Here is a 19,613-nt window from a genome sequence, read left to right as displayed (position 1 = left end):
TCCCCCATCCGCTCTTCGGCCAGTATCTCCACACGACCTCTCCGATGACATCGGCGGCCCGTACGCTCCCTCCACCTGGGTCTCCCAGATGATTACGCGAGTCGTCCGACGCCGGTCGATTGTCACCCATCACGAAGTACCGCCCCGGGGGACCCGGATGCGCAAGGGTGTCGTGCTCGCCAGCACCCCGGGTGCGAGGTACGGCTCCTGGACAACGACGTCATCGATGCGAAGCGTTCCCGCCTCGTCGACGGTCAGTCGTTCGCCCGGCAGACCGATGACCCTCTTCACGTACACGCGCTCGTTCGGCCGGATTCCGAGGAAGTCGCCGATCCGCTGCAGCGTTCCTCGATCGGGGTGCTGATCGTAGAAGGCCTCGTCGGCGACGAACACCACCAGATCGCCGCGCTCGAGTTCTCCGTTCTTGGTGACGACGATGCGGTCTCCGGGTGACAGCGTGGGTGACATCGACCGCGACGGCACGGTGTACGTCTCGAACACCAACGGACGAAGCAACACCAACACCGCAAGTGCGGCCAACACTGCGATCCACGCTCGCCGACGCCCGGAACGCCGAGGGGAAGCAGAAGGCGGCGACGCGTCCGAAGACACATCGCCGCCCTCGAGGGTCACGACTGGACTCAGGCCTTGCTGGCCGGGGTCTCGCGACGCTCCTTGATCTTAGCTGCCTTGCCGCGCAGTTCGCGCAGGTAGTACAGCTTCGCGCGACGCACGTCACCGCGGGTTACGACCTCGATCTTGTCGATGACCGGGGTGTGCAGCGGGAAGGTGCGCTCGACGCCGACGCCGAAGCTCATCTTGCGGACGGTGAAGGTCTCGCCCACACCGGCGCCGTGGCGGCGGATGACGACACCCTGGAAGACCTGGACGCGGGAGCGGTTACCCTCGACGACCTTGACGTGCACCTTGACGGTGTCACCGGCGCGGAACGCGGGGATGTCGGACTTCAGGCTCTTGGCGTCGAGCTCGTCGAACTTCTGCATGACTGCTGCTTCCTTGTGGCGCCACAGGTCGCCACGATTTCGTGGTTCGGAACGTGTCCCTTTCGGCCTCATGACCACCGGAACCTGCCGATGGACCACTCCCCCTGCGGCGGGGGCCAGGACACAAGGATCAAGTTTGCCAGAGACTCGGCCCACCGGTGAAATCGTGCCGCTCCTTGACATGCAGCTCACGTCTGGTGATCCAGGTTGCTTCTGGCACCGCCGGCGGCACCAGTTGCGATCCGGAAGTCCGGACGCGGGCCGGATCGCCAGTTACGCGTCCGGGTGAGACAGCCGGTAGGCGGCGTACATGTCCGGGCGCCGAGCCGAGGTGCGCTCGAGTCGCTGCTGGTGGCGCCAAGCGGCGATCCGTCCGTGATCTCCCGACAGCAGGATCTCCGGGACAACCAGGCCGTTCCAGTCGGCCGGCTTGGTGTAGACGGGGTACTCCAGCAGGCCGTCCTCGTGCGATTCCTCCACGAGCGACTCGGCATTGCCGATGACGCCGGGCAGCAGTCGTGCGATCGCCTCGACCATCGCGAGCACCGCCACTTCGCCGCCGTTCAGAACGTAGTCGCCGAGCGACAACACTCGGACGTCGTAGTCGCGAGCTGCGTACTCGTAGACGCGTTCGTCGATGCCCTCGTAGCGACCGCAGGCGAAGACCAGTCGCTCCTTGCCCGCCAACTCGCGGGCGATCTGCTGGGTGAAGCGTTCGCCGCCAGGACCGGGGACGATCAGCGTCGGACGCGAATCATCTTCTGCAGCAAGCGAATCGAGGGCCTCACTCCACGGCTGCGGCTTCATCACCATGCCGGCGCCGCCGCCGTAGGGAGTGTCATCGACAGTGCGGTGCCGATCGTGCGTCCACGTCCGCAGGTCGTGCACGCGCAGGTCGAGGAGACCGTCACGGCGAGCCTTGCCGATCAGCGACAGGTCGAGGGGCGACAGGTACTCGGGAAAGATGGAGATGACGTCGAGGCGCACGCTCACTCCCCCAGTTCGAGCAGACCGGGCGGCGGATCGGCGATGACCTTGCCGGCGTCGAGGTCGACCTCGGGCACGATCTGCTCGACGAACGGCAGATAGGCGGTGCGACCGTCCGGCAGCTCGATCTCCAGCAGGTCCTGTACCGGACGCGGATGCAACGCAACGACCTTCCCGAGGGTCGTGCCGGCGGTGTCGACGACTTCGAGACCGACGAGGTCGTCCTCGTAGAACCCCTCGTCGTCCTCCTCGTCGGGAGCGGCGAACAGACGGGTGCCACGGAGCGCCTCGGCGGCAGTGCGGTCGCTCGCCTCCTCGAAGGAGAGCAACTGGATGCCGTTGTGCACGCGCTCGGCGCGGATCGTCAGCAATCCGCGATCGGGCTCGGTCGAGAAGCTCGCCCCTTCGACGAAACGCTCCTGCGGGGAGTCCGTGTGTACCTGCACGGTCACTTCACCCTTCAGACCGTGGGGTTTGCCGATGCGAGCGACGAGAACCTCATCCATGGGCGTCATCCTTCCAAAGTCCTCGACCAAGTCCCCCGTGATTCCTCGGTGGGCATCACCAGCGACAGTGCCGACACCATCACGGCACCGGCGAGCGGTAGTAACATCGCGTGCTGAATGCCGAACTCGTGAACGAGCAGACCCATGATTCCCGGGCCGACGAGCGTCGTCGCGTACCCACACGTGACGACCCGCGACATCGCGCGTCCGCCACCGAGCATGCCGGCCAGCCCGTAGATCTGCGGCGCAACGAGTGCCATTCCCCCACCGACGAGTGCCCAACCGAGCAGGAGCACCGGCATCGTGGTGCCCAAGATCGCAACGAGGTACCCGGTTGCTGCGACACCGGCTCCGATGCGCACGACGAGTCGGCGGCCGAACGTGTGCACCAGGTAGTCGCCGGACATGCGAACCCCGACCATGCACACCGAGAACGCTGCCAGACCCCAGGCCGCGGTCGTCGAGGAGACCTCGGCGACGTCGCGCACGTGCACCGAGGACCAGTCGAAGGCAGTGCCCTCGGCCAGACCGAAACCGACGGCCATGGCGGCCAGGATCCAGGCGACGCGGGGGACCTTCGTCCGCCCTCCCGATTCATCGGTGTGATCGATCGGCGCGGTGTCGGCCGCGAACCGGTGCAGCACGGGCAGATCGGTGGCGATCAGCACCGCCGCGATCACGAACGCAGCCACCGAGATCGTGACCGCCCCGCTGAACAACGATCCACACACGAGCACGATCAGCGCCCCCAGCAATGATCCGATCGACCAGCAGGCGTGAAAACGGCTCATCAGCGGACGTGGTCGCGCCTGTTCGACCTGCACGGCCATGACGTTCATCGTCGTGTCCACCAGGCCGTTGCCCAAGCCGTACACCGCCGCCACTGCGACGGCCACGGCCAGGTTCGGGGAGGCCGCGACGAGGAGCATCCCGGCCGCCATCACGACGGTGCCGAGACGCAGCGGACGCAGCGCCCCACCGTGGTCGGCCATGCGTCCCCCGATGTTGATACCGGCGATCGCCGCCAGACCGAAAGCCATCAGCAGAACGCCGAGCCCACGGGCGTCGGTGTTCCAGCGGTCGGCCAGTGTCGGCATCAGAGCGCCGACGGTGCCGACTCCGACACCGTTGACCACGAAGGTCGCGACCGTGGCCACGACGGCGTCGCGGCTGCTCAGCGCAGAACGCACTTGGTGAATCCTCTTGTGACAGTAGTGGATCGGGGAAACGCGAGACTCCCCGGAGGTTTCCCTCCAGGGAGTCTCGTGCAGGTGTCGGCGATCAGCGGCTGCGATCGGTGTCGACGATGTCGACCCTGATGTTGCGGCCGGATGCCAGAGCCTGGACGACCGTGCGCAGCGCCGAAGCGGTGCGACCGGATCGGCCGATCACGCGGCCGAGGTCGTCGGGGTGGACGCGCACCTCCAGGAGTTCGCCGCGGCGAATCTCCTTGTGGCGCACCACCACCTCGTCGTCGTGCTCGACGATGCCCTTGACCAGGTGTTCGAGCGCTTCCTCGAGCACCGGATCAGCTCTCGGTGGTCTCGGCCTCGGCCTCGGCCTTCGCCGAGTCCGGGGTCTCGTCGACGGTCACTGCCTCGTCGGCCTCGACCTGCTCGACCGTCTTGGCCTCGTCCTTCTTTGGGGACTCCGCCTTCTTCTTGGCGGTGGTCGCCGAGCCCTTGTCAGCCTTGTCGGCACCGTCCTGAGCAGCCTTGAGGGCCGCCTCGTACAGAGCCTTCTTCTCCGGCTTGGCTTCCTTGACCTTCAGGGTGCCTTCGGCGCCGGGCTCGCCCTTGAACTTCTGCCAGTCACCGGTGACCTTCAGCAGCGCCGCGACCTGCTCGGTCGGCTGCGCGCCGACGCCGAGCCAGTACTGCGCGCGCTCGGAGTCGATCTGGATCAGGCTCGGCTCTTCCTTGGGGTGGTAGAGGCCGATCTCCTCGATCGCGCGACCGTCACGCTTGGTGCGCGAGTCCATGACGACGACGCGGTACTGAGCGTTGCGGATGGCGCCGAGGCGCTTCAAACGAATCTTGACTGCCACAGTTGTGGTGTCTCCTGTTCATAGTTATGAGCGGCGGCAAGACCGGGTGAAGTCCACACCGGGGAGCCGTCGCTCGGGGCCGTAGTCCCTCGCCGCCGGGCGCGCGAGCGAGCCGTGTGCGAGTGGGTACGCGATCCATCATGCCAGAGCAGCCCGTGACCCTCCCAATCCGAAGTCTCACTCCGCCGGGGCGTGCTTCTCCAGGAACGCGTAGATCTCGGTGTCGTCGACGCCGGGAAAGACTCCCGGCGGCATGGCCGCCAAGAGGTGCGAGTGCACCCGCGCGGACGGCCACGCACGTCCGTCCCAGCGTCCGGCGAGGTCGGTGGGCGGCTGCAGGCAGCACGAAGGATCGGGGCAACGCGACTTCGACCGCTCCTGGGTGTCGCGGCCGCGCATCCACTTCACGTGCTGATACGGCACACCGACGTTGACCGAGAACGATCCGGCCGGCGTGCGGTCGACGACGGCGGTGCACCAATACGTGCCCGAACGGGTGTCGGTGTACGCCTGGTAGGCCTTCGTGAGATCAGGCTGCTCGAAGACGCGGCGCGCGGTCCACTGGCGGCACACCCGCTGCCCCTCGATCGCACCCGTCGTGTCGGACGGGAAGACGATGCCATCGTTCTCGTACGCCTTGTAGATGACACCGTCCTGGGAGATACGCATGAAATGCACCGGAATGTCGAGGTGCTTGGTCGCCAGGTTGGTGAAGCGGTGAGCTGCGGTCTCGTACGACACCGCGAACGCGTCACGCAGGTCCTCGATCGCAATGTCCTTCGCGGTCTTGGCCGATCGCAGGAGGGAGACGGTGTCCCTCTGCGGCATGAGCAGCGCGGCGGCGAAGTAGTTGATCTCGACGCGTTGCGACAAGAACTCCGAGTAGTCGGCCGGGGGACGGTGCCCGAGGACGAGGTGGCCGACCGCCTGCATCGCCAGCGAGCGTGAATCGTGTTGCCCCGCTTCGGGTTGCGGCAGGTAGATGCGCTTGTTGCGCAGGTCGCTGACCGACCGGGTGGACGTCGGCAGGTCGGACGTGTGCACGAGTTTGTAGCCGAGGTGCCCCGCGATCCGGTCGATCGCGGCGCGACTGATCGGACCGCCCGGGTGGTTGATCGACTTCAGCAACTGGGCGGCTTCGTTCTCGAGTTCACCGAAGTAGTTGTCGGCCGAGCGCATCCGCTCGCGCAACTCACCGTTGGCCCGGCGTGCATGTTCGGGTGTGGCCGCCTGATCGGCCTGCGCCGATGCCATCGCCTCATGCATTCCGACGAGGGCTTCGAGCGCCTCCATCGGCAGCCGCGGACCGATCTTCACCTTCGGCAGACCGAGCGACTCGTAACTCTCGGCACGCTGCGCCTTCTCCAGCCGAATCTCCAGGGCCGCGCGCCGGCTCGGCGGAGTTGCTGTCAGGAAGTCCTGCACGGACGCGTCCAGCACCTTGGCCAGAGCCGCCAGGACCGACAACCGCGGCTCACGCTTGCCTGTCTCGATCAGCGACAACGCGGACGCCGAGATGCCGATCGCGTCGGCGACGTCACCGAGCGTGCGGCCAGCCTCCTGGCGCACGTGCCGCACCCGGCGTCCGATGGTCAGCGGGTCGGGGGCAGCGCTGTCGAGATCGACCTGTTCTCCCGGCGCTTCGGGCTCGGTGAGGCGGCCGATTGCGGCAACGGAGTTCATACGCCCCACCCTGGCGCGACCCTTGGAGGCGGTGCGACGTAGGTCACTCGAAACAGACGTCATGGCTGCATGTTACATAAAAATTCGTGGATATTTACATCGGCAACCCGGTTACTTTCGCGTCAGGCCGGTCAAGAATCGAGATGCAGCAAGGATTCCACCGAACGAATGAGGAGCCATGACCGACCACAAACAGCTGTCCGCCGAAGAGCTGGCCAAGGACTGGGAGACCAACGAGCGCTGGAAGGGCATCGACCGCGATTACACCGCGGAAGACGTCGTCAAGCTGCGTGGCTCCTTCCCCATCGAGTACACGCTCGCGCGGCGTGGCTCCGAGCAGCTCTGGGAGAAGCTGCACACCGAGGACTTCGTCAACGCCCTCGGCGCCCTGACCGGAAACCAGGCCGTCCAGCAGGTGAAGGCCGGCCTCAAGGCCATCTACCTGTCGGGTTGGCAGGTCGCCGGTGACGCCAACCTCTCCGGCCACACCTACCCCGACCAGTCGCTCTACCCGGCCAACTCGGTGCCGTCCGTCGTCCAGCGCATCAACAACGCGCTGCTGCGCGCCGACCAGATCGAGCACTCCGAGGGCATCAAGACCGTCGACGAATGGGTCGTGCCGATCGTCGCCGACGCCGAGGCCGGCTTCGGTGGACCGCTGAACGCGTACGAGCTGATGAAGGCCATGATCGCCGCCGGCGCGTCCGGTGTGCACTGGGAGGACCAGCTGGCCTCCGAGAAGAAGTGCGGTCACCTCGGTGGCAAGGTGCTCATCCCGACCCAGCAGCACGTCCGCACCCTCAACGCCGCCCGCCTCGCCGCGGACGTCGCCGGCGTGCCGAGCGTGGTCATCGCCCGCACAGACGCCGAGGCCGCGACGCTCATCACGACCGACGTCGACGACCGTGACAAGGAATTCCTGACCGGCGAACGCACCGGAGAAGGCTTCTACAAGGTGCGCAACGGCATCGAGCCGTGCATCGCCCGCGCCAAGGCGTACGCGCCCTACTCCGACCTCATCTGGATGGAGACCGGCACGCCTGACCTGGAGCTTGCTCGCAAGTTCGCCGAAGCGGTCAAGGCCGACTTCCCCGACCAGATGCTGGCGTACAACTGCTCGCCGAGCTTCAACTGGAAGAAGCACCTGGACGACGCGACGATCGCGAAGTTCCAGCGTGAACTGGGTGCGATGGGCTTCAAGTTCCAGTTCATCACCCTGGCCGGCTTCCACGCGCTCAACTACTCGATGTTCGACCTGGCCCACGGCTACGCCCGCAACCAGATGTCGGCCTACGTCGAGCTGCAGGAGCGCGAGTTCGCATCGGAGGAGCGCGGCTACACCGCCACGCGTCACCAGCGCGAGGTCGGCACCGGCTACTTCGACATGATCTCCACCGCCTTGAACCCGGACAGCTCCACCACCGCGCTCAAGGACTCCACGGAGACCGCTCAGTTCCACAAGTGAGCACCACCTAGTACCACTCGGGCTCCTGCGGTCAACTGGCTCCGGTCGCAGGAGCCCGAGTTCTCAATCAGCACAACGCAACCCGCGAGTCAGAACCAACCGGCACAGAGCCGGGGCCCCTGAAGGAGGCACGTCATGAATCGACCCAACGGCACCCCGACGGTGCGTGGAACCATGCACCCCCGCTTCGACGAGATCGTCACCCCCGAGGCCCTTGCGTTCGTAGCCAAGCTCGACGCCGAGTTCGCCGGCCGCCGGGCCGAGTTGCTCCAGGCACGTCGTCAGCACTCACGCCGGATCAGCCAGGGCGCAAACCTCGACTTCCTGCCCGAGACCGCGTCCATCCGCGAGGACACCTCGTGGCGGGTCGCCGATCCGGCACCGGGCCTGGAGGACCGCCGGTGCGAGTTGGTTTCCCCGGCCAACCGCAAGATGGCCGTCCACGCCCTCAACTCCGGCGCCGACATCTGGCTCGCCGACCTCGAGGATGCCACCGCGCCGTCCTGGAAGAACCTCGTCCAGGGTCAGCTCAACCTGTTCGACGCGGTGCGGGGCCAGCTGAGCTACGACGAGTCCAACGGCGAGCGCCTGTCCGTCGGTGAACACCGTCCGACCCTGGTCATGCGTCCGCGTGGGTGGCACCTGTGCGAGAAGCACCTCGCCGTGGACTCGCGTCCGATGTCGGCTTCATTGGTCGACTTCGGTTTGTACTTCTTCCACAACGCCCAGAAGCTGATCGACCTCGGTGCCGGTCCGTACTTCTACCTGCCGAAGATCGAGAATCACCACGAGGCCCGCCTGTGGAACGACGTCTTCGTCTTCGCGCAGAACCAACTCGGCATCCCGCATGGCACTATCCGCGCGACCGTGCTCATCGAGACGATCACCGCAGCGTTCGAGATGGAGGAGATCCTCTACGAACTGCGCGAGCACTGCTCGGGCCTCAATGCCGGACGCTGGGACTACATCTTCAGCTACGTGCGCACCTTCGCTCACCGTGGCGAGGAGTTCGTGCTCCCCGACCGCGACAAGATCACGATGACCACCCCGTTCATGCGGGCGTACACCTCGCTGCTGGTCTCGACCTGTCACAAGCGCGGCGCGCACGCCATCGGTGGCCCGGCCGCGGTCAATCCGACGCTGCAGGACGAGGAGCGCCGCCTGCGCGCCCTCAACGTCGTCCGGGCGGAGAAGGAGCGCGAAGCTGCTGAGGGCTTCGACGGTTCATGGGTCGCTCACCCGGCGCTGGTCGAGACCTGCCGAACCGCGTACGCGGCCGTCCTCGGCACCAAGCACGACCAGCGTGATGTCCAGCGCAACGTGCAGGTGACTGCGGACGACCTCATCTCGCTCGACGGCGTGCAGCAGACGATCAGCCTGCAGGGTGTGCGCACCAACGTCTCGGTCGCGCTTCGCTACCTCGCCTCGTGGATCGGTGGACGTGGCGCGGTCGCGATCGACACACTGATGGAGGACGCGGCAACGGTCGAGATCAGCCGAGCCCAGTTGTGGCAGTGGCTGTTCCACGAGTCGCAGTTGGCCGAGGGTCCGTTCGTGACGCGTGACCTGCTCGACCGGGTGGTCGACGAGGAGATGACCAAACTGACCCGCGGCTTGGACGACCGACACACCGAGCGCTACCAGCAGGCCCGCGGTGTGCTGGAGGAGACCGCGTTCGGCGACTACCTGCCGGGCTTCTTCACCACCTACGCGTACGTGCGATACCTGATCGACCGTCCGCTGCGGATCAGCGGACCGATCGACAAGGAAGACATCCGCCAGTCGGAGATGGTCGACAGCTCGGTGAAGGCCGGTTCGGCCGCCTGACACACGACCGCGAAAGTCCGCGGATCTGCGAGGTCAACTCGCCGGATCCGCGGACTTTCGCGTTGTTCAACCGAGAGCGAGGGCGCGTGCCTCAAGCGCAATTCGTGCGATGGCGGCGGGGCCGGTGGCGCCTGCATGGACGAACAACACTCGCTCGGGCTGAACGTCTGCCCTTCGTAGGATCTCGTCGACGACGGCGGATCCCGTTGTGCCCGAGCCGATCTCAAGCACCGCTCCCCCAGCCGCGTCGGCCAGTACCGCCGCCGTCTGCTCCGGACTGAGCACTGCGTCGGACAGGACGGGGACGCCGAGTTCGCACGCCAGGTCCCGGGCCGTCGGAGACGACCCACCTGCGGACTCCACGACCACGGTGACCCTTGGATGGTCGTTCGGCCGGTACGCGACGGGATGCTCCTCAGCGGTGATCGCGTACGAGTCGTGGTCGCGCCAACTCGCCGGTCTGCCCGCGCCCTCGAGCCAGAGCATCCGCTTCATGTGCCGTTCACGCCGAAAACCGATGGACCGCAACAGACCTGCCGACCGGACGTTGGCCGGTTGCACGTTCGCTTCGAGGCGATGCAGACCCATTCCGTAGGGCTCGGCGGTGAAGACAAGACCGAGCAGGACACGCATACCCTCGGCGAACAAGCCCGTGCCGGCGTACGGGTCGTAGGAGTTGTAGCCCATCGTCGCCGATTGGAATCGTCCGCGAATTACGTTGGAGACATTGACGATTCCGACGATCGCGTGATCGCCGACGGGTTTGCGGGCGTGGATGACGAATGTACGGTGAACCGAACTCTGGCGCTCGAGTTGCCCGGCGAGGTCGCCCGGGTCGACCGGGTTCCACTCCCGGATTCGCTCGGCCGAGCGCGCAACGGCCCGCATGTACGGGACGACGTCAGCCTCGTGCACGGTCGCGACCCACACCCGCTCTCCGTCCGCTCGCAGAGGCGGCAAGGGACCAGACATGGGGTGTCAGACGACCTGACCGCGCAACACGACCTGCTGCGGGTCCTTGAGCACGCCGACGTCCTCGCGTGGGTCGGACGCGTAGACCACGAAGTCGGCGCTCTGGCCTTCCTCGATGCCCGGACGCTCCAGCCAGGCTCTCGCCCCCCAGGTCGCGGCGCTCAACGCTTCGAGGTTGGTCATGCCCGCCTTCACGAACTCGGCCACTTCGTCGCCGACGAGTCCGTGCGGCAATTGCCCGCCCGCGTCCGTGCCGACGTAGATCTTGACGCCGGCCTCGTGGGCGGCGGCGACCGTCTCGAACCGGCGGTCGTACAGGTCGCGCATGTGTGCGGCGTACTTGGGGAACTTAGCCTCACCGGCCTCGGCGAACTTCGGGAAGTTCTCAATGTTGACCAGCGTCGGGACGATCGAAATTCCTTGAGCCGCAAACTGATCGATGCTCTCAGTGGTGAGACCGGTGGCATGTTCGATGCAGTCGGTGCCGGCTGCGGCGAAGTCGAGCAGCGACTCCTCGCCGAAGCAGTGCGCGGTGACCCGTGCGCCTTCCTCGTGCGCTGCGTCGATCGCCGCCTTCAGCGCTTCACGTGGCCAGCACGGCGCGAGGTCACCGCGGTCGCGGTCGATCCAGTCACCGACGAGCTTGACCCACCCGTCGCCGCGCCGAGCTTCCTGGCGGACGTAGGCGACGAGGTCTTCGGGTTCGATCTCGTGCGCGAAGTTGCGGATGTAGCGCTTCGTGCGAGCGATGTGGCGGCCGGCCCGGATGATGCGCGGCAGGTCGTCGCGCTCGTCCATCCAGTGCGTGTCGACCGGTGAGCCGGCGTCCCGCAGCAGCAGAGCGCCCGCCGTCCGATCGGTGATCGCGTGTTCCTCGGCCCGCTCCTGCGTCACCCCGCCGGTCGCCTCGAGACCGACGTGACAGTGCGCGTCGACCAGCCCCGGAAGGACATAGCCCGACACGGTGTCGACGTCGCCGGACAGCGGCCGGTTGAAGGTCACCCGTCCGTCGACCACCCAAAGTTCGTCACGAACCCCGGTCTCGGAGACCAGGATCTGGCCCTTCACGTGCAGGACGGCGCTCATGTCCTGACACTATCGGGCGGGGCAACCCCTCAGTCCAGCGAACGTTCGCGCTGTCTGCTTGGCGTCGGCGAAATCCCAAGTGCGGGAAAGGGATCGGTGATCGAGCATATTGTTCTCAGTCCCGCTCGGCTGCAAGGAAAGGGCGGATCGTGCTCAAGAAGACGTCCGGCTTCTGAGAGTGCGGCCAGTGGCCCACGTCCTTGATGGTCACCAACCGGACGCGTGGAAACAACGCCCTCATCGCGTCGGTGTTGCGCGGCTGCACGTAACCCGAGTCACTGCCTGCCACCCACAGGGTGGGCCCGTCGTACGGCTGGGCAGCGGACGCGACGTCCTGCGGCCATCCCCCCAGATCCGCCAGTGAGCGGGCGATCAGGTCGAGGTTCATCTGCCAGCGCCAACCGTCGTCCTCGCGGCGCAGGTTCTGCAGGAGAAAAGCGCGTACACCCGCATCGTCGACCCATTCCTGGGCAGCGCGGTCGGCGTCCGACCGGTTCTCGATGCGGCCGAGGTCCATCGCCTGCATGCCCTCGACGTAGTCGTCGAAGGTGGTGAGCCCACCGTAGGAGACCGGCGAGATGTCGACGACGATCAGTCGCTTCACCAGTTCCGGGTGCTGCAACGCCAGCAGCATCGCGGTCTTTCCACCCATCGAGTGGCCGAGAACGATCCACTGCTCCCCCGGTGCCGATCGGTCGAGTTCCTCGGCAACGGCGTCGGCCATCGCTTGGTACGAGAAGTCCTGGGTCCACGTCGACCGTCCATGGTTCGGCAGGTCGATCAAGGTCGGCCGGTACTGGTCACCGAGAGCTTTGGCGATCTGGTTCCAGTTCTTGCCCTGACCGAACAACCCGTGCAGGAAGGCGATTCGCGGACCCTGCGAGCCGACGGACGTGGTGTGCAGACGGGGCGACACGGTTCTCCTGATCGAGGTGGTTCGAACGGCGACAGCCTAACGCTGTCGTGACCACGCGACCTTCGCTGCCGGGCGGCACCTCGGTCCGCTCGAAGGGGTGCAGGGCCTCATGTGGCGCACCGCCAGCCAACGGATCACTTCGTCCGACGGCGAGAACGCGAGCTTCGCGCAACAGGCGCCGGGCCGGTGGCCCGACCTAGGACGCGCTCAGTCCTTGTCGGCTCCCGGGCCGAGGAACTTTTCGAAGCCCTTGGGGAGCTTGAGGTTGCTCATGTCCGGTTCGTCCTGCTGCCCGAACGCGCCGCCGAAGGCCTTCTCGCGAGCCTCCGATTGCCGTTGCGCGAGTGCTGCTTCTTCCTGGGCACGCTTGGCCGGGTTGCCCGACTTACCCTTCTTCTTCGGTTGCTGCTTGGCCCGCTTGCCGCCACCACCGGCCATGCCGGGCATCCCTGGCATGCCTGGCATCCCTGGCATCCCACCGCCCTTGCGCATCTGGCGCATCATCTTCTGCGCCTGACCGAAGCGTTCCAGCAGCTGGTTGACCTCGGACACCGTGACGCCCGAACCCTTGGCGATACGCGCGCGCCGCGAACCGTTGATCTGCTTGGGGTGAGTGCGCTCGAAGGGGGTCATCGAGCGCACCATCGCCTCGACCCGGTCGAACTCACGCTCGTCGAGCGAGTTCAGTTGGTCGCGCATCTGCGCCATGCCCGGCATCATGCCCAGGATCGACTTGAGGTTGCCCATCTTCTTGACCGCCTGCATCTGCTGCAGGAAGTCGTCGAAGGTGAAGTCCTCCTCGTCCATGAACTTCTTGGCCATCGCCGCGGCCTGACCACGGTCGAACGCCCGCTCGGCCTGCTCGATGAGGGTGAGCACGTCACCCATGTCGAGGATGCGCGAGGCCATGCGGTCGGGGTGGAAGACCTCAATGTCCTTCACACCCTCGCCGATGGAGGAGTACAGGATCGGCTTGCCGGTGACGGTCGCGACCGACAGCGCCGCACCACCGCGGGCGTCACCGTCCAGCTTCGACAGCACGACACCGGTGAAGTCGACACCCTTGCTGAACGCGAGCGCCGTCTCGATCGCGGCCTGACCGATCATCGCGTCGATGACGAACAGCACCTCGTTCGGCTCGATCGCGTCACGGATGTCACGGGCCTGCTGCATCAGACTCTCGTCGACGGCAAGGCGTCCGGCGGTGTCGACGATCACGACGTCGTACTGGCGCACCTTCGCCTGGCCGATGCCGGCGCGTGCCACCCAGACCGGGTCGCCGAAGCTGCGCGTGCCTTCACCGGATTCGGTGGTCGCGTCGTGGCCGCCCTCGTTGCCCCGCTCGGGAGCGAAGCACGGCACTCCCGCGCGCTCGGCGACGACCTCGAGCTGACGGACGGCGTTCGGACGCTGCAGGTCGGCCGCGACCAGGAGCGGGAAGTGGCCCTTGTCGCGCAGATGGCGGGCCAACTTTCCGGCGAAGGTCGTCTTACCCGAACCCTGCAGACCGGCGAGCATGATGACGGTCGGGCCGGTCTTGGCCATGTTGAGATTGCGGGTCTCGCCGCCGAGGATCGCGATGAGTTCCTCGTTGACGATCTTCACGACCTGCTGACCCGGGTTCAGCGCCGCGCTGACCTCGGCTCCGAGCGCACGCTCGCGGACGCGTCCGGTGAACTCGCGCACCACGGCGGTCGCGACGTCGGCGTCGATCAACGCCATCCGGATGTCACGGATGGTGGCGTTGATGTCGGATTCGGTCAGTCGACCCTTGCCACGGATGTTCTTGAAGGTGGCTGTGAGGCGGTCACTCAGGCTGTTGAACACCGCACAAGGGTAATCGGTCGAGCGCCTCGGTCGAATCCGCGCATCGCCGTCCGGAGATGTGGCTTCGGCGGCCGAACCCTGGTCAGGCCTGCATCGCGTCGATGACGGATCCGATCAGTGCTGCCGCAGCTGGTGGTTCGAGCGGTCGTCCGTCGGCAGCCGTCACATAGAACGTGTCGAGGGTCTGGCCGGCGTAGGTCGCCACATGGGCCGAACGCACCGCCATTCCGGCCTTCGTGAAGGCCAGACCGATGTCGCGCAGCAGGCCCGGACGGTCGGGGCACCGGACCTCCACCACGGTCGCCGTGTCGGACGCGCCCGGAACGACAGTTGCGCGCGGCGGTGGCGAACCCAGCGGGAACGGCGCCCGCCGCCGTCGCTCGAGAGCCCGCAGCGGTGACGAGTCGCCGGATGCGAGCTGACTCAAACCACGGACCAGGTCATGTTCGGCCGGGAGGTCACCGAAGGGGGACTCGATCTGCCACGTGTTCACCGCCACGCCGTCGATCGTGCGGACGCGGGCAGCGCGCACCACAACCCCGGTCGCCGCCAGGAGGCCGGCCGAGTCCGCGAACAGGCCGAGCCGGTCGCGGTCGGCGATCAGGATCTGCGCACCGCCCGGCGTCGATTCGACACGGACGTACGGCTCCCCCATCTGCAGCGACGGCATCGCATCGGTGACGATCTCGGTCGCCGGGTCCTCCTCCGGCTCCAGGGTCGGACGCGCGGTGAGGGCGCCGCGCACCTGGTCGGACAGTTCGTTCACCAGCCCCGAACGCCAACCCGTCCATGCCTTGGGCCCGGCCGCGAGGGCGTCCGCCTCGGTGAGCGCGCGCAGTTGCTCGAACAGATCGAGCCGGTCGTCCACCGCCTTCGTGAGAGCGGCGACGGTCGCGGGGTCACGCGGGTCACGGCGGGTGGCGAGATCGATGAGCGTGAGGTGCTCACGCACCAGCAGTTCCAGGTCGGCCACCTCACGATCTCCCAGACCGATGCGGCGGGCGATCGTCGCCGCGACCGGTGCTCCTTCCGCAGCGTGGTCGAGCACCCCGGCGATCTTGCCGATGTCGTGCAGCAGAGCCGACAGCAGCAGGACATCTGGACGCGCGACATCGGCTCGGCGTTCGTAGGCCTGCACGACCGTCTCGATGAGGTGCCGGTCGACGGTGAAGCGATGGACGGAGTTGCGCTGCGGTCTGCTGCGCACGGCTTTCCACTCGGGGATCCACTGGTCGATGATGCCGGCGAGGTCGAGCGTCTCCCACACCTGCACCAGACCGGGGCCCGTCGCGAGCAGGTCGAGGAAGGCGTCCCGGACCTCCGTCGGCCACGGAGTCGGCAAGGGCGCTAGGTCACGCGACAGGTTGTCGATCGTAGTGGGCGACAACGGGATTCGAGATCGTGCCGCTGCTCGTGCGGCGCGCATCAACAGCAGGTGATCCGGTTGGGTCGAGCGGTGATTCGGGCCGAGCACGACCTCACCGTCGTGCTCGTAGAGTCCGTATCCGAGTGGGTTGAGGATCGGGCGCCGCGGGCCGACACGCAGCACGCGCGCCCGTTGGCTCTGACCGGCGCGGCGCAGCGTCTCCTCCAGTGCGTGGCTGATCCGGCGGCCGGAATCGGCGACGGTCACCAGGAGCGAGTCGCTGTCGGGGCGTCCGAGCAGGGCTGCGACGGCGTCCTGGTCCTCGAGGTGCAGCTTCTCGCGCCCGCGCCCGGTCGCGACATGCAGCGCGTCCCGCACGTCGAGCAGTCGCGCGTACGCCTCGTCGACGTCGCCGTGGGGACGGTCGGCGAGCCAGGCTCCGGCGAGCGCGCGGAGCACGGTCATGTCGCGTAGACCACCGCGACCTTCCTTGATGTCCGGCTCGAGCGAACTGGCGAGGTTGCCGTGACGGTCGTGTCGTGCACGCAGCGATTCGATGACCTCGGGCAGTCGGGTGCGGGCGTTGGAGCGCCAGTCGTGGGCGATGCCGTGCCGGACACCGGCCACCAGCACCGGGTCCCCTGCGATCCATTCGATGTCGAGCATGCCGATCGCCGCGCTGAGGTCACCGGAGGCGACCGTTCGGCACTCCCCCAAGGTCCGGACGCTGTGGTCGAGACGGATCCCGTTGTCCCACAACGGATACCAAATGGATTCGGCGATCGCTGCCACGTCACCCGCGCCGACCGTCCGCCCGTCGTGGACCAGGATCAAGTCGTAGTCGCTCAGTGGTCCGGCGTCGCCGCGGCCGAGGCTGCCGACTGCGGCGAGCGCGATGCCGTCCGCGGTGCGGTTGCCGTAGGGCTGGGTGGCGGCGTCCCACAGGTCGGCGAGCACGGTCTGGGTGTAGGCGCCGAGCCGCTGCCTTCGGACCGGTCCGGAGCCGGCCTGATGGAACGACCGGGTGTCGGCCAGATCGAGGCGCTTGGCCGCGTGGTCGTTGCTCATGTGGCTTCCCTCCCTGAAGCAAGTGTTCACCGGGTGGCCCGCGCTGGGGGACGCGGGCCACCCGGAGGTCTCACAAGGCTGCTTCGCCGCGTTCGCCGGTGCGCACGCGGACGACGTCCTCGACCGGCATGATCCACACCTTGCCGTCACCGATCCGTCCGGTCTGGGCGGACTTCACGATCACCTCGGCAACGCTGTGGGCATCCATGTCCTCCACGAGCACCTCGATGCGCAGCTTGGAGACGAAGTCGACGGTGTACTCCGCACCACGGTAGACCTCACTGTGCCCACGCTGGCGGCCGTAACCGCTGGACTCACTGATCGTCATCCCGGCGACGCCGTACGCCTCGAGGGCTTCCTTCACCTCATCGAGCTTGAAGGGTTTGATGATGGCGGTGACGAGCTTCATGCCTGCGCTCCTGCCTTCTGCGTTTCGTTGTGGTGGCGAGCGTCCTTCTCCGGACGGCTCTGCCCGATGCGGTTGCCGCTGCCGAATCCGACCAGATCGTAAGCAGATTCAGCGTGTTCGGCGGTGTCGATTCCGGCGATCTCGTCGTCCTCGTCGATCCTCCAACCCATCGTCTTCTTCAGCGCGAAGCCGATGACGAAGGTGATGACGGCGGTGTAGACGAGGGCGACCAGCGCGATGACGATCTGGACGACGAGCTGCTTCCACTCCCCGTAGGCAAGGCCCGTGCCGCGGGCGAAGATGCCCAGGGCGACCGTGCCCCACAGACCGGCGACCAGGTGGACGCCGACGACGTCGAGCGAGTCGTCGTACCCGAACTTGTACTTCAGGCTGACCGCGAGTGCCGCGAGTGCTCCGGCGATCAGGCCGATGCCGATGGCGCCGAGCGGGGTCACGTTGCCGCACGCCGGGGTGATGGCCACCAGACCGGCCACGACACCGGACGCACCACCGACGGAGGTCATGTGCCCCTCACGGACCTTCTCGATCAGGAGCCAGCCGAGTACCGCGGCGCAGGTGGCGACGGTCGTGTTGATCCATGCGAGACCGGCGGACTCGTTCGCGCCGAGCGCGGAGCCTGCGTTGAAACCGAACCAGCCGAACCACAGGATTCCGGCACCGAGCATGACCAACGGAACGTTGTGCGGACGCATCGGCTGGCGTCCGAACCCGATGCGCTTGCCGACCAGGAGGGCGAGCACCAGACCGGCCATACCGGCGTTGATGTGCACGACGGTGCCACCGGCGAAGTCGATCGGTGCCACCGATGCGGCGCCGTCGGTGGTGCCGAACAGCTTGGCCGCAACGCCGCTTTCCGAACCGGACAGCAGTCCCCCACCCCACACCATGTGGGCGAGCGGGAAGTAGGCGAGCGTGACCCAGAGGGCGCTGAACACCATCCAGGTGCTGAACTTCACGCGGTCGGCGATCGCGCCACTGATCAGGGCGACGGTGATGGCGGCGAAGGTGAACTGGAACCCGACGAAGACGAGGGCCGGGATGCCGGCGCTGGTGATCGTCTCAGCGCCCGGCTCACCGGGGATCAAGCCTTTGAGGCCGAAGAACTCGAAGGGCCCGGCGAACAAGCCGCCGATGTCCTTGGTGCCGAACGACATCGAGTAGCCGTACAGCACGTACAGGATGCCGATGAGCCCGAACGACCCGAACGACATCATCATCATGTTGAGGACGCCCTTGGAACGGCCGAGACCGCCGTAGAAGAGCGCCAAGCCTGGAATGGTCATGAACAGGACGAGTGACGCCGCCATCAACATCCAGGCCGTGTTGCCCGTGTCGAGTGGTGTCGTCGCCGCGACCTGCGTCAGGGCGGTGTAGGTGTTCATGACGAACTACCTTGTGCGGCTGCGGTTTCGCCCGATGCGTCGTCGTGTTTCATCCATGTGACATGTTCCGCGGCCCCGTAAACACCTCGTTTCACGGCTCAGTACCGATACTGGGACCCATGTTTTCCCCGTGGCAGGCCGTCATCAGGGTGCACGACGAGGTGCGCCACAAGGCGGCACTCGACCTGCGCTCGCGTACCGGTGGCGCGGACGCGACCGCCCGGGCTCGCACGATCTGGGGAGCGCCTGGGCCGCGCTGGTTCACCCCGGACGACCCCATCTGGCAGGTTCATGCGAACGCTTCGATGTTCCTCGGCGGCCTGCGTGCCCTGCTGCTTCAGGCCTTGCACCCGGTCGCGATGGCGGGAGTCGCCCAGAACTCCACCTACCGCGAGGATCCATGGGGTCGGTTGCAGCAGATCAGCACCTTCATCTCGATGACCACCTACGGACCGGTGCCGGATGCCGAGCGGCTGATGGCACGGGTGACGAAGGTGCACTCGATGATCACCGGGGTCGCACCGAACGGTCGGCACTACACCGCGAGCGATCCCGATCTGCTGCTGTGGGTGCACTGCGCCGAGATCGACAGCTTCTTGGACGCCTACCGCCGCTTCGGCCACGCGGATCCGCTGGACGCCGACCGTTACGTCGCGCAGGCCGCCCGCGCCGCCGAGGGCATCGGTGTGCCTGCTGCCCCGCGCTCGGAAGCCGAACTCACCGACGTCCTCGCCTCCTACCGTCCGCTGCTGGAAGCGGGCCCTGACGCTCTGGACGTACTGACCTACCTACGCCGACCCGCCGGCCTGGATCGCACCGGACTCCTCGGATATGCGGCGCTGTTCAACGGCGCACTCGCGTCGCTCCCGCCTTATGCCCGCGCCCTGTTCGGAATCGAGTGGGGCTCAGCCAGATCGGCGACCGCGCTGCGTGTCGGAGACTCGGGTGTCACTGCCGTCCGCTGGATGTTGAACGATCCCCTCGTCGCCGACGACCGGCTGACGCACGAGCAACTTTCCCCAGCAGGCACGGCGCGATGATCTTCCT

General features: G+C 66.9%; 18 protein-coding genes. 3 read left to right on the top strand and 15 right to left on the bottom strand.

Annotated elements, in window-relative coordinates:
* Positions 1-129 precede the first annotated feature (129 nt).
* The 8 genes from lepB to MF407_RS04325 form a co-directional block, all read right to left on the bottom strand.
* Entirely contained in the window at positions 130-543 is a 414-nt protein-coding gene (lepB, locus tag MF407_RS04360) for a signal peptidase I (protein WP_239701448.1), read from the bottom strand.
* Positions 544-641: 98 nt separating this feature from the next.
* A complete protein-coding gene (rplS, locus tag MF407_RS04355) occupies positions 642-1,004 on the bottom strand; it encodes a 50S ribosomal protein L19 (RefSeq protein WP_129627415.1) in 363 nt (120 codons plus the stop codon).
* A gap of 273 nt (positions 1,005-1,277) precedes the next feature.
* Positions 1,278-1,991, bottom strand: a complete 714-nt coding sequence (trmD, locus tag MF407_RS04350; RefSeq protein WP_345770825.1) for a tRNA (guanosine(37)-N1)-methyltransferase TrmD — start codon at positions 1,989-1,991, stop codon at positions 1,278-1,280.
* A 2-nt stretch (positions 1,992-1,993) separates the two neighbouring features.
* Positions 1,994-2,497 (bottom strand): ribosome maturation factor RimM, encoded by a 504-nt coding sequence (gene rimM, locus MF407_RS04345; protein ID WP_129627421.1) that lies wholly within the window; start codon positions 2,495-2,497, stop codon positions 1,994-1,996.
* A 5-nt stretch (positions 2,498-2,502) separates the two neighbouring features.
* The gene (locus MF407_RS04340) at positions 2,503-3,687 is read right to left on the bottom strand and encodes an MFS transporter (protein WP_239701446.1); all 1,185 of its coding nucleotides are present in this window, start codon (positions 3,685-3,687) and stop codon (positions 2,503-2,505) included.
* 91 nt (positions 3,688-3,778) lie between these two features.
* Positions 3,779-4,021: an RNA-binding protein gene (locus MF407_RS04335; RefSeq protein ID WP_115922617.1), complete on the bottom strand. Its 243-nt coding sequence runs from the start codon at positions 4,019-4,021 to the stop codon at positions 3,779-3,781.
* 4 nt (positions 4,022-4,025) lie between these two features.
* Positions 4,026-4,544, bottom strand: a complete 519-nt coding sequence (gene rpsP, locus MF407_RS04330) for a 30S ribosomal protein S16 (protein WP_129627427.1) — start codon at positions 4,542-4,544, stop codon at positions 4,026-4,028.
* A 177-nt stretch (positions 4,545-4,721) separates the two neighbouring features.
* Positions 4,722-6,290: a helix-turn-helix transcriptional regulator gene (locus MF407_RS04325; protein WP_239701445.1), complete on the bottom strand. Its 1,569-nt coding sequence runs from the start codon at positions 6,288-6,290 to the stop codon at positions 4,722-4,724.
* Positions 6,291-6,405: 115 nt separating this feature from the next.
* Here MF407_RS04325 and aceA point away from each other — a divergent pair, with 115 nt between their 5' ends.
* Both aceA and aceB read left to right on the top strand, forming a co-directional pair.
* Entirely contained in the window at positions 6,406-7,692 is a 1,287-nt protein-coding gene (aceA, locus tag MF407_RS04320) for an isocitrate lyase (protein ID WP_129627433.1), read from the top strand.
* 135 nt (positions 7,693-7,827) lie between these two features.
* Positions 7,828-9,519, top strand: coding sequence for a malate synthase A (gene aceB, locus MF407_RS04315; RefSeq protein WP_239701444.1), 1,692 nt, complete (start codon positions 7,828-7,830; stop codon positions 9,517-9,519).
* Between the two features lie 66 nt (positions 9,520-9,585).
* Here the strand turns inward: aceB and MF407_RS04310 are convergent, their stop codons facing one another.
* From MF407_RS04310 to MF407_RS04280, 7 genes are all read right to left on the bottom strand, one after another.
* A complete protein-coding gene (locus MF407_RS04310) occupies positions 9,586-10,491 on the bottom strand; it encodes a GNAT family N-acetyltransferase (RefSeq protein ID WP_239701443.1) in 906 nt (301 codons plus the stop codon).
* A 6-nt stretch (positions 10,492-10,497) separates the two neighbouring features.
* The gene (locus tag MF407_RS04305; protein WP_141928946.1) at positions 10,498-11,577 is read right to left on the bottom strand and encodes an amidohydrolase family protein; all 1,080 of its coding nucleotides are present in this window, start codon (positions 11,575-11,577) and stop codon (positions 10,498-10,500) included.
* Positions 11,578-11,692: 115 nt separating this feature from the next.
* Positions 11,693-12,493: an alpha/beta fold hydrolase gene (locus MF407_RS04300; protein WP_239701442.1), complete on the bottom strand. Its 801-nt coding sequence runs from the start codon at positions 12,491-12,493 to the stop codon at positions 11,693-11,695.
* Positions 12,494-12,700: 207 nt separating this feature from the next.
* Positions 12,701-14,320, bottom strand: coding sequence for a signal recognition particle protein (gene ffh, locus MF407_RS04295; RefSeq protein ID WP_129627449.1), 1,620 nt, complete (start codon positions 14,318-14,320; stop codon positions 12,701-12,703).
* An 82-nt stretch (positions 14,321-14,402) separates the two neighbouring features.
* Positions 14,403-16,754, bottom strand: a complete 2,352-nt coding sequence (locus tag MF407_RS04290) for a [protein-PII] uridylyltransferase (protein ID WP_239701441.1) — start codon at positions 16,752-16,754, stop codon at positions 14,403-14,405.
* Between the two features lie 70 nt (positions 16,755-16,824).
* Complete coding sequence (locus MF407_RS04285) at positions 16,825-17,163, bottom strand: P-II family nitrogen regulator (RefSeq protein WP_129627455.1); 339 nt, start codon at positions 17,161-17,163, stop codon at positions 16,825-16,827.
* Entirely contained in the window at positions 17,160-18,566 is a 1,407-nt protein-coding gene (locus tag MF407_RS04280) for an ammonium transporter (RefSeq protein ID WP_239701440.1), read from the bottom strand. Before MF407_RS04280 ends, MF407_RS04285 begins: the two co-directional genes overlap by 4 nt.
* Positions 18,567-18,685: 119 nt before the next feature.
* On the opposite strand from MF407_RS04280, the gene MF407_RS04275 reads away from it, so the two are divergent.
* Entirely contained in the window at positions 18,686-19,606 is a 921-nt protein-coding gene (locus MF407_RS04275) for an oxygenase MpaB family protein (RefSeq protein ID WP_239701439.1), read from the top strand.
* Positions 19,607-19,613 lie beyond the last annotated feature (7 nt).

Source organism: Yimella sp. NH-Cas1 (assembly GCF_022359705.1).
Lineage (GTDB): Bacteria > Actinomycetota > Actinomycetes > Actinomycetales > Dermatophilaceae > Yimella > Yimella lutea.
The sequence above is the reverse complement of the archived record's forward strand: the minus strand, read 5'-3'. Positions and strand labels throughout refer to the sequence as shown.

What these genes read in the sequence shown, in the direction of transcription:
- rplS (WP_129627415.1), bottom strand. Translation starts at nt 1,004, where the DNA reads ATGCAGAAGTTCGACGAGCTCGACGCCAAGAGCCTGAAGTCCGACATC.
- rimM (WP_129627421.1), bottom strand. Translation starts at nt 2,497, where the DNA reads ATGGATGAGGTTCTCGTCGCTCGCATCGGCAAACCCCACGGTCTGAAG.
- MF407_RS04325 (WP_239701445.1), bottom strand. Translation starts at nt 6,290, where the DNA reads ATGACGTCTGTTTCGAGTGACCTACGTCGCACCGCCTCCAAGGGTCGC.
- aceA (WP_129627433.1), top strand. Translation starts at nt 6,406, where the DNA reads ATGACCGACCACAAACAGCTGTCCGCCGAAGAGCTGGCCAAGGACTGG.
- aceB (WP_239701444.1), top strand. Translation starts at nt 7,828, where the DNA reads ATGAATCGACCCAACGGCACCCCGACGGTGCGTGGAACCATGCACCCC.
- MF407_RS04310 (WP_239701443.1), bottom strand. Translation starts at nt 10,491, where the DNA reads ATGTCTGGTCCCTTGCCGCCTCTGCGAGCGGACGGAGAGCGGGTGTGG.
- MF407_RS04305 (WP_141928946.1), bottom strand. Translation starts at nt 11,577, where the DNA reads ATGAGCGCCGTCCTGCACGTGAAGGGCCAGATCCTGGTCTCCGAGACC.
- MF407_RS04290 (WP_239701441.1), bottom strand. Translation starts at nt 16,754, where the DNA reads ATGAGCAACGACCACGCGGCCAAGCGCCTCGATCTGGCCGACACCCGG.
- MF407_RS04285 (WP_129627455.1), bottom strand. Translation starts at nt 17,163, where the DNA reads ATGAAGCTCGTCACCGCCATCATCAAACCCTTCAAGCTCGATGAGGTG.
- MF407_RS04280 (WP_239701440.1), bottom strand. Translation starts at nt 18,566, where the DNA reads ATGAACACCTACACCGCCCTGACGCAGGTCGCGGCGACGACACCACTC.
- MF407_RS04275 (WP_239701439.1), top strand. Translation starts at nt 18,686, where the DNA reads ATGTTTTCCCCGTGGCAGGCCGTCATCAGGGTGCACGACGAGGTGCGC.